At 56.3% G+C, this 15,443-nt stretch carries 18 protein-coding genes; 5 read left to right on the top strand and 13 right to left on the bottom strand.

What is annotated here, in order from left to right:
• Position 1: 1 nt before the first annotated feature.
• Genes AC2FLP_RS12090 through AC2FLP_RS12070 form a run of 5 tightly spaced genes read right to left on the bottom strand, consistent with a single transcriptional unit; the run spans position 2 to position 3,826 of the window.
• The gene (locus tag AC2FLP_RS12090; protein ID WP_299897675.1) at positions 2 to 967 is read right to left on the bottom strand and encodes an ABC transporter substrate-binding protein; all 966 of its coding nucleotides are present in this window, start codon (positions 965 to 967) and stop codon (positions 2 to 4) included.
• Between the two features lie 20 nt (positions 968 to 987).
• On the bottom strand, positions 988 to 1,236 hold the full coding sequence (locus AC2FLP_RS12085) for a PepSY domain-containing protein (RefSeq protein WP_117873014.1): 249 nt from the start codon (positions 1,234 to 1,236) through the stop codon (positions 988 to 990).
• A 15-nt stretch (positions 1,237 to 1,251) separates the two neighbouring features.
• Entirely contained in the window at positions 1,252 to 1,689 is a 438-nt protein-coding gene (locus AC2FLP_RS12080) for a cupredoxin domain-containing protein (RefSeq protein ID WP_117873013.1), read from the bottom strand.
• A 19-nt stretch (positions 1,690 to 1,708) separates the two neighbouring features.
• Positions 1,709 to 2,680 carry a YVTN family beta-propeller repeat protein gene (locus AC2FLP_RS12075; RefSeq protein WP_117873012.1) on the bottom strand — a complete coding sequence of 324 codons (972 nt, stop codon included), beginning with the start codon at positions 2,678 to 2,680 and terminating at the stop codon, positions 1,709 to 1,711.
• A 12-nt stretch (positions 2,681 to 2,692) separates the two neighbouring features.
• Positions 2,693 to 3,826 (bottom strand): ABC transporter substrate-binding protein, encoded by a 1,134-nt coding sequence (locus AC2FLP_RS12070; protein ID WP_117874013.1) that lies wholly within the window; start codon positions 3,824 to 3,826, stop codon positions 2,693 to 2,695.
• A 366-nt stretch (positions 3,827 to 4,192) separates the two neighbouring features.
• Between AC2FLP_RS12070 and AC2FLP_RS12065 the strand changes: the two genes are divergently transcribed.
• From AC2FLP_RS12065 to AC2FLP_RS12055, 3 genes are read left to right on the top strand one after another with little or no spacing between them, the layout of a single operon-like run.
• Positions 4,193 to 4,732 (top strand): SRPBCC family protein, encoded by a 540-nt coding sequence (locus AC2FLP_RS12065; RefSeq protein WP_117873011.1) that lies wholly within the window; start codon positions 4,193 to 4,195, stop codon positions 4,730 to 4,732.
• Positions 4,719 to 5,663: a YncE family protein gene (locus AC2FLP_RS12060; RefSeq protein WP_496684716.1), complete on the top strand. Its 945-nt coding sequence runs from the start codon at positions 4,719 to 4,721 to the stop codon at positions 5,661 to 5,663. The genes AC2FLP_RS12065 and AC2FLP_RS12060 overlap by 14 nt, the downstream gene beginning before the upstream one ends.
• On the top strand, positions 5,660 to 6,478 hold the full coding sequence (locus AC2FLP_RS12055) for a quinoprotein dehydrogenase-associated SoxYZ-like carrier (RefSeq protein ID WP_496684714.1): 819 nt from the start codon (positions 5,660 to 5,662) through the stop codon (positions 6,476 to 6,478). Before AC2FLP_RS12060 ends, AC2FLP_RS12055 begins: the two co-directional genes overlap by 4 nt.
• 1 nt (position 6,479) lies before the next feature.
• Here the strand turns inward: AC2FLP_RS12055 and AC2FLP_RS12050 are convergent, their stop codons facing one another.
• The 7 genes from AC2FLP_RS12050 to AC2FLP_RS12020 all read right to left on the bottom strand — a co-directional run bounded on the left by AC2FLP_RS12050 (position 6,480) and on the right by AC2FLP_RS12020 (position 12,726).
• Positions 6,480 to 7,031 carry a PQQ-dependent catabolism-associated CXXCW motif protein gene (locus tag AC2FLP_RS12050; protein WP_496670961.1) on the bottom strand — a complete coding sequence of 184 codons (552 nt, stop codon included), beginning with the start codon at positions 7,029 to 7,031 and terminating at the stop codon, positions 6,480 to 6,482.
• Positions 7,031 to 7,873 carry a substrate-binding domain-containing protein gene (locus tag AC2FLP_RS12045; RefSeq protein WP_496670292.1) on the bottom strand — a complete coding sequence of 281 codons (843 nt, stop codon included), beginning with the start codon at positions 7,871 to 7,873 and terminating at the stop codon, positions 7,031 to 7,033. Before AC2FLP_RS12045 ends, AC2FLP_RS12050 begins: the two co-directional genes overlap by 1 nt.
• Positions 7,857 to 8,360 (bottom strand): c-type cytochrome, methanol metabolism-related, encoded by a 504-nt coding sequence (locus AC2FLP_RS12040; RefSeq protein ID WP_117873006.1) that lies wholly within the window; start codon positions 8,358 to 8,360, stop codon positions 7,857 to 7,859. The genes AC2FLP_RS12045 and AC2FLP_RS12040 overlap by 17 nt, the downstream gene beginning before the upstream one ends.
• A 69-nt stretch (positions 8,361 to 8,429) precedes the next feature.
• A complete protein-coding gene (xoxF5, locus tag AC2FLP_RS12035; RefSeq protein ID WP_117873005.1) occupies positions 8,430 to 10,232 on the bottom strand; it encodes a lanthanide-dependent methanol dehydrogenase XoxF5 in 1,803 nt (600 codons plus the stop codon).
• Positions 10,233 to 10,366: 134 nt separating this feature from the next.
• Positions 10,367 to 10,756, bottom strand: a complete 390-nt coding sequence (locus AC2FLP_RS12030; protein WP_299638896.1) for a c-type cytochrome — start codon at positions 10,754 to 10,756, stop codon at positions 10,367 to 10,369.
• A gap of 22 nt (positions 10,757 to 10,778) precedes the next feature.
• Complete coding sequence (gene fghA, locus AC2FLP_RS12025) at positions 10,779 to 11,612, bottom strand: S-formylglutathione hydrolase (protein WP_371415316.1); 834 nt, start codon at positions 11,610 to 11,612, stop codon at positions 10,779 to 10,781.
• Between the two features lies 1 nt (position 11,613).
• Entirely contained in the window at positions 11,614 to 12,726 is a 1,113-nt protein-coding gene (locus AC2FLP_RS12020; protein ID WP_117873003.1) for an S-(hydroxymethyl)glutathione dehydrogenase/class III alcohol dehydrogenase, read from the bottom strand.
• 165 nt (positions 12,727 to 12,891) lie between these two features.
• Here AC2FLP_RS12020 and AC2FLP_RS12015 point away from each other — a divergent pair, with 165 nt between their 5' ends.
• Entirely contained in the window at positions 12,892 to 13,506 is a 615-nt protein-coding gene (locus AC2FLP_RS12015) for a hypothetical protein (RefSeq protein ID WP_496684712.1), read from the top strand.
• A 29-nt stretch (positions 13,507 to 13,535) separates the two neighbouring features.
• Positions 13,536 to 14,315: a pentapeptide repeat-containing protein gene (locus AC2FLP_RS12010; protein ID WP_496684710.1), complete on the top strand. Its 780-nt coding sequence runs from the start codon at positions 13,536 to 13,538 to the stop codon at positions 14,313 to 14,315.
• Between the two features lie 5 nt (positions 14,316 to 14,320).
• Here the strand turns inward: AC2FLP_RS12010 and AC2FLP_RS12005 are convergent, their stop codons facing one another.
• On the bottom strand, positions 14,321 to 15,352 hold the full coding sequence (locus tag AC2FLP_RS12005) for a quinoprotein relay system zinc metallohydrolase 2 (RefSeq protein ID WP_117873001.1): 1,032 nt from the start codon (positions 15,350 to 15,352) through the stop codon (positions 14,321 to 14,323).
• Positions 15,353 to 15,443 lie beyond the last annotated feature (91 nt).

The raw sequence follows: 15,443 nt of genomic DNA, 5'->3' as shown, positions 1-15,443 counted from the left end.
CCTATTCCACGTCAGCAAAAAGACCCTGTGGCACAGTCGTCGCAGTGCCCACCAGTTCAGCCCCGCCTAATTCGGCCATAAGTTCCAGCATCTTGTTGGCCGCAACCTCGTCAACCGGGCGGCGATCGGGAATACCGGCGATCCAATCGAACTTGAGTTGTTCAAACTGTGCATCGGACGTGACGTTCATGCGCGGTCTGATCGCCTCCCACGCCTCAGGCGAATTGGCCAGCAGGTCCTTGGCATCGCGGCTGGCGGCAAACAGGCTTTGCGCAAGGTCGGGGTGTTCGTTCAGAAAAGTCTCTTTCAGGTAATAACCCAGCAGGGGTGTATTTGTGTCGAGCCCCAAAGCCTGCCCAGCACCCTCAACCGAGATCAGCTCTTTCATGCCGGACGCTTTCATCTTGGCCAGAAAATGCCAGAAATTGATCGCGCCGGCATAGTCACCGTTCAAAGCAGATTTGAAGATCAGAGGGGGCGCACCGAACACCTGCTCGGTGTCGGCTTTCAGGTCCATCCCATATTCCCGTGCTGCAAAGGCGCGCAAAATCAGCCAGGATTTATCCAGCGGGCCACCCGCTATGCCGATCTTGCCACCGGCCAGATCCCTCAAACTGGTCGCAGGGCTGTCAGCGGGTACAACCACGCCACCAACTGCTTTGGAATAGGGAATGAAAACATAGCCCTTGCCCGCAGCCCTTTGTCGAGCAACCCAGATCCAATCGGCAACGGCTAGATCGGCTTCGCCACCTTCGACCGCAATGCGCGTTGCGCCATTGTCGGCAAAAGGTTGAACATCAAGGATAAAGCCATGTTTCCGATCCAGACCGTTCTGACGAATGGTCTCCAGTTCCCAATTCACCGTACCTATCTTGAGTACGGCCGCCCGAATGGTCGGCAGGGTCTCAGCGGCCAGAGCCCCCGAAATGAGTGCAAGTGCAAGGCAGGCGGCAAATAGTTTGGTCATGGCTCAATCCTGTTTATTCGCTATTCCGCTTTTCGGCTGACTTCATTCAAATCCTTGTCCAGCTTGATATCGAACTGGTTGCCACCCTTACAAATGACGTCATCCAGATCATACCCATCGTCTTCTACCTCGATGTCATCCGGGTCCATCTGGCATTCGATAGAGGCAAGATAGGCCTCAATCCTTTCCACTGTTTCGGTATCAACTTCGTCGGCGGAAGCCGGCGCCGCCAAAAGTCCGGTGATTATAAAAATTCCAATATTTTTCATGTACCTATCCCTTCTCTATTGAATACTAACAGTGATGCGTTGCGTTTCACCCGTGGACCCGGGGATGCGAATTTCATGACTGCCGGGTTTGATTGCGATAAACGACAATTCAGCCACGCCAGCCTTGTCAAACTCGATGCTATCTACCGCCATCGGACGAATTTCGATCTTGTTAATCACGATTTCGTTCATCCAGATCGCGCGAAAGAACGATGGCCCCTCGATGGCCAGTTCCGCTGAACCATCAGCGGTGATCTCAAGCTTGTAATACGCGCCGGATTGCAGAACCACGTCTTCACCCAGCGGCTGCCCTGAGGCGAGTGTCAGCTTTATGGTTTCTCCCCGGTTGCATTTCGCCAGAAGTCCGGCGAATCCCAGATCGTCACACAGTGGCGCCGCCGATACTGGTCCACCCAACGCTGCAATCATCACTGCGATCACTAATTTCTTCATTCCCGTCCCTCCCAGAACTTCAGTCAATGGTCACCACGCCCCAGGGCTGTTGACCGACCTGTACTGATTTGATGGCTTTCTCTGCAGCCACATCAATGATTGTGATGTCGTTTGAATTACCATTTGTGGTCAGCAGATATTTTTCGTCCGGCGTGAAATCGAGCTGCCAGACCCGTTGCCCAACCAGGATATAGTCCAGAACTTCAAGGCTTTGCGCGTCAACAACGGCGACCCGGTTTGCGGGCCCCAAAGCAACGAACAGACGTTTGCCGTCCGAAGTCACCTTGGCACCGACGGGTTGCAACCACTCCGGTTGCACGCCCGCCACTTCGAAGCTGATTTTGCCAACAACCGTCGGCGTTCCGTCTTCTGCAATGTCCATTACCGTGACGGTTCCGCCTATTTCCGATGTCACGAACAGGCGTTTTCCATCCGCCGTATACTGGGCATAGCGTGGGCGCTGGTCGACCAAGACATTATGCTTGATGGAATAATCCTCGGTGGAAATGAAATGCGCCATATTGGTGGTCTCGGACGTGTTGACCACAAATTTGGCGTCGGGGCTCATTCCCATGCCTTCGGGCTCGACACCTACCGGAATCTCGGCCAGAACGGTGCGGGTTTCGGTGTCTGTAACCGTCACCAGATTGTCGTCTTCATTGGCGATATAGAGCCGCTTACCCGAGGGTTCGAGAATGAAGAGCTCGGGATCCGGGCCAGAAGGTAAGCTGGGCAATTCCTCATAAGTCGAAGTATCAAACACCCGAATAATATTGTCGTCAGACGCACATACATACAGTTTGCTGCCATCCGGGCTGACAGTGATGCCGCGTGGGCGGTTGCCGCCCGGAAATTCGGTGATCACGTCCCAGGTTTCGGTATCAACTACGGTAATGGTGTTGCCCCGCTCATTCGAGACAAAAGCCTTGCCCGCCAGCGCCGGACCCGAGGCAAGCGCCGCAAAGGCAACGGTCAGCAATAGTCGTTTCATCAAAACCTCCGGTTACTCAAAAGCGTGACAGCTGGATTCCGCCCGATCCAATCCCATTGAATCGAGCGGCGAGACCTGGTGCAGAAATCCCTCCTGCGGGCTGACACTGACAGTGATTGACCCGTCATACAGAAGGATCGGCTGGCGTAGCTGCCCGTTCCAGTCGCGGAACGTCACTTTCTGTCCTTTGAAAGCCGCAAGTTCGAACTGGTCCGAAAGGGCATAATCACGCACACCTTCCGGTTCGGCTGTGCTGGCACGGGTCACGGCCTCACCGATAACCCGTAAAGCAAGCCACGTATTGTAATCTTCCGGGCGCACGTATCGACCCGTCATTTCCTCGAAACGGGTGTGGAACTGCGTCGCGCCCCAAGCTTCATGGGCTCCATGAAACGTCGTCGGGCGCAGACCGCCGGAACCCATCACAGGACGCGGAGTCCAAAGGTGATAAGACAGATAGCGCGCAAAATAGTCGGTTTCGTCAGCGGCGATCACAACATCGTGGTCTCGTACATCCTGTGTGTCCAGTGGCAATTGTCGCTGAACTAGGACATGACCGGAATCCGTTCGGCGAGATCCCCCGGTATCCGCAAAGGTCCGATCTTCGGTGATCTTCGCGCCAAACTTGTTCGCCGCGCGGCGATACGCGTCGGCGAGCTTGACATCCTCGGGGTTGGATCCGGCCAACAGGAACCAGTCGCCCCATTTCTTCCAGACGGCAAACTGTGCAACAGCATCGGCTTTCATGCCACGGGACGGTGCGATATGAAGCAGGTTGCCCCGGCAGTTTGCGTCGCGCAAGTCGATATCAGGCGCAGACACGTTGAAAACAAGCGCCCCGGACTCTGCCGCCTTGTCCGTCAGGCGCAGTACGTCAGGGGCTTTGGCCAAAAGGACGATCAGGCGTACGCCGCCGGCAAGGATCCGGTCCATTGCGGCGTCGGCCTCTTCCGGCGAAACGGCAATAGTGACGGTCTCATAGGTATGTCCCAGAAATCCGCCCGTAGTTCCGTTATCCTCATCCCCAAGCGCCGCACCAGCAAACCCCAGATCGTCGGGTTTCAGATCATATCGCGAGATAGGCAGAAGCGATGGATAGTCGATCCGCAGCACCGCAGCCTTTACATCAAGCGCCGCCGCGGTCATCGCGGATGCATACCAAAGAAGCGCCGCAAGCAGCGACAGCAGGCGAATACTCAAGATGTCCTCCCGTTGCCTGAATGTCAGAGTTCAGGTTGAACCAACCGGGGCATAGCGCCCCGAAAAACGGAACCGATACTTTTGGCCGTGTTGTAAAACAAAGCCTAACAGCTTCATCATTGAGCTCGATTCTTATTTTATAAGAGTGCGCGTATACGGTTGATCTTGCTATGGTTTCCCGCGGCTTCCCTCGACTTCTCAGGGGGTGTCACGGGTGACCGGTAGCGTGCGCTCGCACGTCAGTTCTGACAGGAGGCACGCTGCGACGGAGCCGCGCGTGTAAACGCTCAGCGCATTCAGGGAGGACATGGAATGAATCGACGACTTCTTCTTGCTGCAACCGCCGCTCTGCTGGTTCCGGGTCAGGTTTGGGCCCATGGGCCTACCAGGCAGAAAGTCACGCTGTCTGCTGAGGTCGCAGCCTCACCAGAGGAAGTCTGGGCCGTTGTCGGGAACTTTGATGACATGTCGTGGCATCCGGCTGTGTTTGCGACCGAAGGCAACGGCGGCAACGCGATTGATGCGACCCGATTGCTGACACTTGGTCAGGAAGGCGGGCCAACGATCAATGAAATCCTTTACAAGTACAGCGAAGACAAAATGAGCTACTCCTACCGGATCACCGAGGTCGCGGTAGAGGTACTGCCTGTCACCAACTACTCGTCGCATCTGACGGTAAAACCGCGCGACGGAGGTGGTTCGATCATCGAATGGCGTGGGGCTTTCTATCGCGGATATCCAAACAACGATCCTCCGGCCGAGTTGAATGACGAAGCCGCCGTTGCCGCCGTAACCGGCGTCTATCAGGCAGGTCTCGACGCGCTGATCGAGCGGTTTGGTGCGGCAAGTTAACTACCCGCTGATGTTGTTCTTGGCGCTCTCTGGCAGCCCGACACTGGCAGAGACAGCGTTTATCACCTGTCAAAACGGTGAGGAACTAAGTCGGATAGATCTTGCACAAATGCAGGAAACAGCCCGTTGGCCATTACCCGGAAAGCCTGCGGGTGTGGCGGTTGGTTTGGATGAAACGCTGTTCACCGTGTCCCCGAACAGCAAAACAGTGAGGCGTTTGTCTGCTGAGACCGGTGAAGCGATAGCGCAAGTCACTCTTGAAGGGGGGCCAATCGGAATCGCTTTGGATCAAGAACGCGGACGGGTTTTTGTCTCGGATTGGTACAACGCCCGTCTTTGGGTTCTGGACAGCAAAACTCTGAAGGTGCAAACCGAGTTACCCACCGGAGCCGCCCCGGCGGGTATCGCGATATCGAAAGACGGGCGTTTTCTGGCGTCGGCCGACAAGGACGCGGATCAAGTGTCGGTATTTGATGCCGACACTCTTCAGCTACTGCACCGCAGCCCGGTTGGAACGCGCCCCTTCGGACTGCGTTTTGCCCCCGATGGGCGTCTGTTCGTCGGCAATGTCGGCAGCAACGATGTCAGCCTGGTCGATGCTGAAACCGGCGCCGTCACCGCAACGATCCCAGTTGGTGAACGCCCATATGGCATCGCCTTCGCCCATGGTCGCGTGTTCGTCACGAACCAATATGCCAATACCCTCAGCGTCATGTCTCTTGAGACGCTCGAACATGAGGCTGTGATTGATGTTGGAGAATATCCCGAAGGCATTGATACGACGGCAGGCGAAGATCTGGTGGTCATTGCAAACTGGTTCGACAACACCGTCAACATCGTGGACCCGCAGGCACTGTCGGTGGTAGAAACAATAGAAACCTGTGATGGACCACGTGCCTTTGGCAGGTTCCTGCAAGGAGGACAACAATGAAAGCATCTCACCTGATTGCGGCCGTGTTCAGTGTGTTGGCGGCCCCGGTTTGGGCATCCAACGAGGCATGGGAAAATGTCCGAGCTCTGCTTTATGGCGACAGACCGATGCAGAACGGAGATGCGTTGATCGCGATTGATGCACCTTATCGCACACCCGATGACGCGCGGGCTCAACTGGCGGCTCAGGTCGTAGCCCCTCGGGGGACGACAGTGGCCAAGGTGACTTTGGTGCTGGATGAAAACCCGATGCCGGTTTCTGCCGTGTTCGAGTTGGAAGAGCCACTGCCGAGCTTCTACTTCGATGTGACCATGCGTGTGAACGGTCCGACCCCGATGCACGTCGTCGCCGAGACCACCGATGGACGCCTGTGGGTGTCAGGAACTTTCGTCAAGACCTCTGGTGTTGGCGCTTGCGCGGCGCCTCCTGGGACTGACCCGGAACTGGCCTTGGCTAACCTTGGAACGATGGAGGCCGAACTGGTCGGCCGTGTGCCTGCGCTGAACACGCTGAAGCGGCTGTCCAACCTGGGTGCGGATCGCGCCAACAAGATGGATCTCAGCATTGATCATCCGTCGCATTCCGGAATGCAGATGGATCAGATTTCTTTGCTTTTCATACCGATGCGATATGTTGAAACCGTGGATATCGATCTTGATGGTGCCGGGTATATCCAGATGACGGGGTCGATTTCACTGTCCGAAAATCCGAGGGTTGGCATATCTGTTCCAAGCAGGGCGCAAGCGGTCGATGTGACCATGACGGATACTGACGGTACGGTCAGTCATTTGCACAAGAAACTGGCGGGCTTCTAGATCAACCGCCTCCGGTAACGGGTTGGCCCGGGGCCGGCTCGACCCGATCCAGCGGATAGCCCCACAATGCCCAGCCGTCGGTACCCTCTGGAAGCCAGTAGACCTTGGCGTATCCCCATTCGATTGCGCGTCGGGCGGCATTCCAGCTCATCCAGCAATCTTCCAGGCAAAAGAACACGACACCTTGGTTGATATCGCCATTGGTGCTGGCCTCTAAACCGGATCGAAAATAGTCTGCAGTGACCTCTGCGATTGCTCCGTAGCCGACATTGGGTAACCAGATTGCTCCTGGAATACTGTCGCGCGGCTTGTCGCGCCAGATCGTGCCTTCAGGCAAATTGGCTGGTTTGGGCGGCTGCGGCAAAACGTCGATGAACGCAACACTCTGATCCAGCCACAGGCCGTGCGCCTCTTCCGGACCGATGGTTGTTCCACCGGTTATCTGATCCGGCACCGGTGCGCGGTAGTGATCCATGCGGTAGTCACTTGGCTCGGGAACTGTCTGCGCTGTTGCCGCAGTCGAGATTAGCGCAATTGCTACCGTGGCCCGCATCATTGAGACAGGTCCAATACCTCGGTCCCAAGATCATTCACAAGTGGAACGCCTGCCTCGGCCAATACTGAATTGATCTCATCCTGATTACGGCGGATCAGCGAGTTCAACTGCCGCTGCCAAACCTTCTCACCCTGACGCACGCCCATGGTGATGCGGTAAAACAGACGCGGCGGCAGCTCCTCTTTGACCAGCGGGATCACCTTGAAATCAGGGTAGTCTGCCTTGACCAAAGGCCCGCCCAGTGGACCCCAAAGAATGGCCACATCAATCTCACCCGATTGCAGATCATCCAGCATGTCGATGGCTGGGCTTTCCACACGTCGGTCAACAAAAAGGTTATAAGGCTTGGCCTGTCCGATCAGCCCGTTCCGCGCCATATGCGCCGCAGGCGGTGTGCCGGCAATAATGCCGATCCGTCGCCCCTTGAGCATCGGATCGTTCAACGTGTCGACCTGAGCCAGGTCGCCATCCTTTGGTACAATTAAGGTATAAGCAGACGTGTAGTAGTGGTTGGTGTTTTGCACCAACTCATGACCTTGCGCATAGCCGATCACCACATCGCAACGCTTTGCGGCAAGCGTGTTCCGTATGAAGCCCGTCGCCTGAGGAAACCAAACATATTGCACCGGCAGTTCAAGCTTTGCCGCAATCAATTCCGCCAGCTTGTTTTCATATCCCGTTCCATCCTCGGATGACACTGGATAATTGGCAGGATCCGCGCACACGCGAAAAGCTGTTTTTGAAACCAGATCAGAGGTCTGCGCCTGCACCGGCAGCGTCAGACCGAGCCAGACGCTAAGTCCGCAAATAGCAAGGCAGGCCTTAGCCCATACACGCATCTTCATCCTCGCGGATCACGTCAGATTTAGCCTCTTTCTTGGGCGGCCGTCCACGCGGGATCGCACCCGACCCATGAGCCTTCAAGTATACATAGATGTCATCCAGAAAGCACATCACATTCGGGTTGTCGCCAAATCCCGGCATTACCGAGTTTTCAGCGGCGTTCACCACCTGGCGGCCATTTGTGACGATATCAACGAAGTCGTAATAATCCATTTCCAGCGCTGACTCTTTCAAAGCCGGCGCATAGGTCGAACCCTCGCCATCCGGACCATGACAAACATGGCATTCCGCGTGATACCGCCGGAAACCTGAAAATGTCATCCAGTCCACGGTTCCATCCTCGGCCACGTTGAAAGTCGGGATATCGTCTTCGGTGTAATACCGTCCATCCTCGGTGTATGCGGCAGTCAGGTTGTCCGCTGCCACGGCACAAGGAAGGCATGACATGAGTGAAAGTGCCAAAAGACGTGTAACGTGGTTCATGGATATCTCATTTGCTTAAAGTAGAGTTCCGGCGCGGCCATCACGGGTCGCGCCGGGCATTTCCTTTGCTTAGTTCGGCAGTGCGAACACCGTCAGCTGACCGCCCAGCGCGGTGTAATCACTGAGAGCAGCATAGCCACCCACGGCGCCCAGACCGTCATTAGGATTGGTCAGACCAGCCGCCAGACCAATACCGGCCCAGCCACCAACACCCGACAGGATGCCGATATACTGCTTACCACCCTGCTCGTAGGTCATCACGTTTCCGATAATGCCTGAGGGCGTCTTGAACTTATACAGTTCTTCACCTGTCTCGGCATGCACAGCCTTCAGATACCCTTCAAGCGTGCCATAGAACACGATGTCACCTGCCGTTGCCAGAGCGCCCGACCAAACCGAGAACTGCTCGGGGATCGACCACTTGATGGAACCGTCGGTGTTGTCCCAGGCGATGAAGTTGCCCATACCGCCATGGCTGTCCGGCGCCGGATACATCGCCAGCGTCGCACCCACGTAGGGCTGACCGGCGGTGTAAGACACGCGGAACGGCTCATAGTCCATGCAGACGTGGTTTGTCGGCACGTACATAAGCTCGGTCTTTGGCGAATAGGCTGCGGGCTGTTGGTCCTTGGTGCCCAGAGCAGCCGGGCAGATACCGGTCGAGTTCACGTCCTCGCCATTCTGCTCGGTTGAGTATTGAGCAACAACAGCAGGACGACCGTAGGTTTCGCTGTTGGGATCCATGTCGACGCCCGTGGTCCAGTTGACCACCGGATCGAACTTCTCGGCCACCAGCAATTCACCCGTCACCCGGTCCATGGTGTAACCAAGACCGTTCCGGTCGAAATGGGTCAGCAGTTTGCGCTGCTCGCCATCAATTTCCTGCTCCGAAAGGATCATTTCATTGATGCCGTCATAGTCCCATTCGTCATGTGGCGTCATCTGATAGAACCAACGCGCCATACCGGTATCGATATCGCGGGCCATGACTGTCATCGACCAGCGATTGTCGCCCGGACGCTGCGCCGGGTTCCATGTCGACGGGTTCCCGGTGCCGTAGTACATCAGGTTTTCGTCCAGATCGGCCGAATACCAACCCCAGGTGGTGCCGCCACCAATTTTCCATTGGTCGCCTTCCCACGTGTTGGTTCCGGAATCCGCGCCAACCGGCTTGCCCAGATGGGTGGTTTTTTCAGGATCAACCAGGATATCGGAGTCCGGTCCCATGGAATAGGCGCGCCAAACCTGCTCGCCCGAGTTCATGTCATAGGCCGTAACCGACCCGCGCACACCAAATTCACCACCCGAGATACCGACAATGACCTTGTCCTTGATCGGCAACACTGTGGCTGTGTTGGTTTCACCAATCGCCGGGTCACCATTCTGGACTTCCCACACGACATCGCCGGACTTGGCATCCAGCGCCACAACCTTGGTGTCGGCCTGATGCAGGAAAATCTTGCCATCAGCGTAAGCCACGCCACGGTTCACCGTGTCACAGCACATAACCGGAATCACGTCCGGGTCCTGCTTAGGCTCATACTTCCAGACGATTTTGCCGTCATTGGCCAGATCCAGAGCATAGACAATGTTCGGGAACGGCGTGTGGACATACATCATGTCGCCAATCACCAGCGGCGAACCCTCATGACCGCGCAGAACGCCGGTCGAGAAGGTCCATGCGACCTGTAGATCACCAACATTGTCTGCGTTGATCTGATCCAGTGCGGAATAGCGCTGATTTTTGTAGTCACCCGTCTGGATCGCCCACTGTTTCGCGTTCTCCATCTGGGCAACCAGGTCGTCATTTGCATAGGCCGCGGTGGCCAGTGCAATGGCAATCCCGGAGGTCCAAAGCGATAGATTTTTCATTCAATCTCCTCCCTTTCGTGCAGAGAGATCTCTCTGCATTGCAACACCTCACCCAGGTCGGATTACGGTGTCTGTTAATGCTCGCCCGGACCGGTAGTTTTCCGGTCGCATCGGTGGGTGAGCAATGCGCTCTCCTACGACCCGTTGTCCTCAAAGGTCGCAAGATATGCGATGATGTTCGCTCGATCGTCCTCTTTTCGCAGCCCCGCGAAGGTCATCTTGATCCCTTTCGCGTAGTCGCGTGGTTTTGTCAGAAACGCGTTCAGTTCTTCCGGTGTCCAGACCAGCCCCTCTTCGGACAGGGAAATCAACACCGGTGAATAGCCAAACCCTTCAACGCTTGCGGCCTGACGTCCAACAATACCGTTCAGCATCGGCCCTACCTTATTTTCAGCCCCCTCGCCCACCGCGTGGCACGCCTTGCACTTGCGAAAGACTTTCTCGCCCGCTTCGGGGTCGCCTTCGGCGCTTGCGAAGGCGGGGGAAAGCATGAGGCAGGTTGCTGCAAATACCGTTCTGATCACTATCAATCTTTCCTTGCTGTTTTCATTGGTTGAGGCGTTCCGCGTGCCATTCGACATGGTCGCGCGCAAAACTGTTTACGAAGAAATACGAGTGGTCATACCCTTCCTGGATTCTGATCTGTCCGGGCTGGCGACGCTTGGCCATCATATTGGCCAGTGCTTCGGGTTTAAGAAGATCAAGGAACTGATCATCGGCGCCCTGATCGATCAGCAAGTCACCTTTCCAGCCGTGCTCTTCCAGCAGCAGAGTGGCGTCATGCTCGACCCAGGTATTTTCGTCGTCACCCAGATAGCTGCTAAGCTGTTTACGGCCCCAATCCGACCGCGTCGGGTGCGCAATCGGCGCAAATGCCGAAAGAGATCCGAATTTGTCGGCGTTGCGTATCGCGATGGTAATCGCGCCGTGGCCACCCATGGAATGACCAGTTATCCCGTGACGATCCTGCACGGGGAAATTCTTCAGTACAATGTCGCGCAGCTCGTCGACGATGTAATCATACATCCTGAAATGGGCCCGCCATGGGTCCCGGGTGGCGTTCACGTAAAAACCGGCCCCCTGCCCCAGATCATAAGCGTCGTCATCGGCAACACTGTCCCCACGCGGTGACGTATCGGGAAACACAACCGCGACGCCGTAATCTGCGGCTGCCTCCTGAAATCCGCCCTTGGTCATCGCGTTTTCATGGGTGCAGGTCAGGCCGGACAAGTACCACAACACCGGCACCGGCCCGGATTTGGCCTGAGGCGGCAGGTAGACAGCAAAGGTCATCTCGCAATCACACGTCTCGGACGAGTGGGAGTAGACAGTCTGCTCACCTCCGAAACTGCGATTTTGCGAGATGACTTTCAAATCCATGTCAGTACTCCACTACCGCACGGATTGATTTACCTTGGTGCATCAGGTCAAAGCCGTGGTTGATTTCATCAAGAGTCAGCTTGTGCGTGATCATGGGATCGATCTCGATCTTGCCGGCCATGTACCAATCAACGATCTTCGGAACATCCGTCCGGCCCTTGGCTCCGCCGAACGCGGTTCCACGCCATGACCGGCCGGTGACCAGTTGGAAAGGACGCGTTGAAATCTCGGCGCCAGCAGGTGCCACACCGATGATAATGCTTTCTCCCCAACCTTTGTGTGCGCATTCCAAAGCGGTTCGCATCACGCCAACATTGCCGGTCGCGTCAAAGGTATAATCTGCGCCACCGCCGGTCAGTTCGACCAGATGTGCCACGATATCGCCGCTGACTTTCGAGGGATTCACGAAATCGGTCATACCGAAATGAGTCGCCATTTCGGCCTTGCCGTCATTCAAGTCGACACCAACGATCTGATCACAGCCCGCCATTCGACAGCCCTGAATGACGTTCAAACCAATTCCGCCCAGACCAAAGACCACGCAACGTGAACCAATTTCGACCTTGGCGGTGTTGATGACGGCCCCGATGCCGGTGGTGACGCCACAGCCGATGTAGCAAATCTTGTCAAACGGCGCGTCCTTGCGCACCTTGGCCAACGCAATCTCGGGCACAACGGTGTGATTGGCAAAAGTCGAGCAGCCCATGTAGTGATGGATGGGTGTACCGTCCAGCATGCTGAACCGGGTCGTACCATCTGGCAGCAAGCCCGCACCCTGCGTGGCACGAACTTTCTGACACAGGTTTGTCTTGGGATTCAGACAGTACTCGCATTCACGGCATTCGGGGGTGTAAAGAGGGATCACGTGGTCTCCAACCTCAAGGCTGGTGACACCTTCCCCTACTTCCAAAACCACTCCGGCGCCTTCATGACCCAGAATTGCAGGGAAAATCCCTTCGGGGTCATCACCTGAACGAGTGAACTCATCCGTATGACAAAGACCGGTCGCCTTGACCTCAATCAGGACTTCGCCTGCTTTCGGGCCATCAAGCTCAACCTCCATGATTTCCAGGGGTTGGCCTGCCGCCACAGCCACCGCCGCGCGTGTTCTCATCTCTGTCTTTCCTCCCATGGCACCGGAATCAACCGTAGTCCGGCAGCTTGGGTCGAGTATGAGGGTGAGCCCCATGTGCAAACAATTAAGACAATGGTGTGTATTGGGTTGAATGGACTTCGCGCGCAGATTCCATGCATGATGTCCGCGTGGAGGAGAGCTGCGATGTCTAACGGCAAGCTAATAATTTCGGCGCTGGCTTGGCTCGGCGCGGCTGGCCCAGGCCTGGCAGCGGATTTTTCCGACCCAACCTGGCCGTGCATCCAACGCAAAGTCGAGGACCTGTCGCTGGGCCTCATGTGGCCGTACCAGGTCCCTGACAGCGAAACCACCGAAGATAGTGCCGACATCGATGAAATTGCTGGCCTGTTGGCGCTGAGGCGGATCGACCTGGAGGATCTTCGACCACAAGTTGCAGAGTTTGCCTCGCGGTACAACGGTGATCCGGATATTCTGGGTCAGGTGTTCCAGCGCGTCTTTGACACCTTATCCAAAAGGCGCAAGCGCATCATTGCGGGGATCGGAGAGTTTTCGTTGAACCAGATCGATATGGCTGAAAAGATTGATCTGGCCCGGGTGGAAATGGAGCAAGCCCTGTCTTCCGACTCGCCGGACTATGACCGCATCGACGCCCTGGAAGAGCAGCTGGATTGGGATCAGCTGATCTATTCTGACCGTCAACGCTCGATCACCTATCTTTGCGAAACACCGCAAATAATCGAGCGACGCCTGTTCGCGATTTCGCAAATGCTGCAACAGTTGACCTCAGATCAAGGTTAATGCAGCGGCCTCTTGGCAAGGAGGGAAATATGAAACACCTACTGATCGTCTTTCTGACGCTGTCGCCTCTCTCGGCCCTAGGCCAGTCCCCACTCAGCGGTGTTGACATGACTCTGCCCAAAATGACCCAAGCGCAAATGTCCCGCGCCGATGTCGTGGCCCGGCTTGCCGCTGCCACGGCCGACGCCCCCGCAGATTTCACCCGGGTCTGGTTGAACAATCTCGACTTGTCCGGGTTGGATTTCAGCAACGCGATCCTGCGAGCGACGTCATTGAACGGCACCAATTTATCGGGATCGACTTTGGACGGCGCGATTCTCAGCCAATCCTGGATGATCGGCGCCGACCTTTCAGGTGCATCTCTTGTCGGGGCCGAGCTGTTCCAGACCCAGCTCAGCCAGGCGGATCTGAGCGATACGGATTTCACAAATGCCAGAACAGCCGCCGATTTCACCAAGTCCAATTTGAACCGGGCAGTATTCAAAGGGGCGGATTTTTCGGCGGACATGCGCAACCAATCCATGGGGCTTATGCGCGGCGTTCTGTCCTCGGCTCGCGGATCAGACGTGGATTTCACTGACGCGCGAATGTCCCGCGCCGATCTGGAATTTGCCAAATTGCCCAACGCAAATTTCACCAATGCGGATTTGTCGATGGCCACATTGGGCGGGGCGGACCTGACAGGGGCCACATTGTCCGGTGCCGATTTTACGAATGCCGATTTGACGGCAACGCGGCTGACTGACGTTGGGGGCGCAGATCAGACCAATCTGGGTGCCGCTAAAAACTTGGATCGGGCTATTCGCTGACAGGGCTATTCCCATTCAAGTTCGGTGAATGCGACCGTCGCATTGCGCGGGTTGTAGGCGTCAAACAATTCCCAGTGCGCCGCTTCTTCCTGAGCGATCGTTTCAACCGCATCGCCCAGTCGCTGACCACTGTCGATTGCTTCGCGCGTGTCGGTTTCCAGCACATTCAAATAGCGCCTCATATCCTCGGCGCCCTCAGGCCACGCCAGGATCGGCCCACCGTGGCCGGGTACGATTTGGGTGACGTCAAGCCCGGTCATCTGCTTCAGGACGCGTTGCCAGCCGATCAGTTGACCATCCAATGCCGGGGTATGCCGGTGAAATACCAGATCGCCCGTGAACATAACGCCGGTGTTTGCATCCATGACGGTCAAGTCATTCCCGGTATGTGCTCGGGGCCAGGCCCGCAGGATCAGTTTACGCCCACCCAGGTCGATCTCGTCCGTGGTTTCGACAGCGATGTCGACCGAAACTGGCCCGACGCCCACATAGGCGCTATCGCCGATCGCGGCGCTCAGGCTTTCGACATAGTTGCCCAACCGGTCCAGCAACGCTCTCTCCAGCCCCACATGGCCGACAACCTGCGCACCTGAAAGGGTCAAAGACTCAGTCCCCAATGTGTGATCGGGATGCATGTGGGTTAAAATTACGTGACTGACTGGTTTGTCCGTCTCGGCCCGAATGGCCCGCCAGACAGCCTCTCCTATCCAAGGTGCCGTTCCCGTATCAATCACCGCAACACTGTCCTGGCCGATGACAAATCCGATATTGGACACATCGCCCAGATTGTCCGCGGCGGGTTCCGCTATCAAACCGCGATGCACGAACAGACCTGGCGCAGCTTCTTCAAATTCCAGTGCCTGACCAATGTGTTGGCAAAACGGTTCGCCGCTGCGCCAATCGGAAAGCGGCGGAAGAGTTGTTTTCAGCTTCTGCTCGCATTCAGCCTGTGATCGGGCTTCGTAACCCGGCAAAAGCTGTTCTCTGCAAGGCTCTGTCGCAACCTGAGCGCATAGCAAAATCACGGCTTCAAACATAGCAGCCCTCCGACGAGAACATTGGCACAGATCTCTGACAGAACCACCACGCCTTTCGTCGGCATTTATTTTCCTTGCGTTTTGTGGCACA

This window comes from Ruegeria sp. CDSA141 (genome assembly GCF_059612005.1).
The sequence above is the reverse complement of the archived record's forward strand: the minus strand, read 5'-3'. Positions and strand labels throughout refer to the sequence as shown.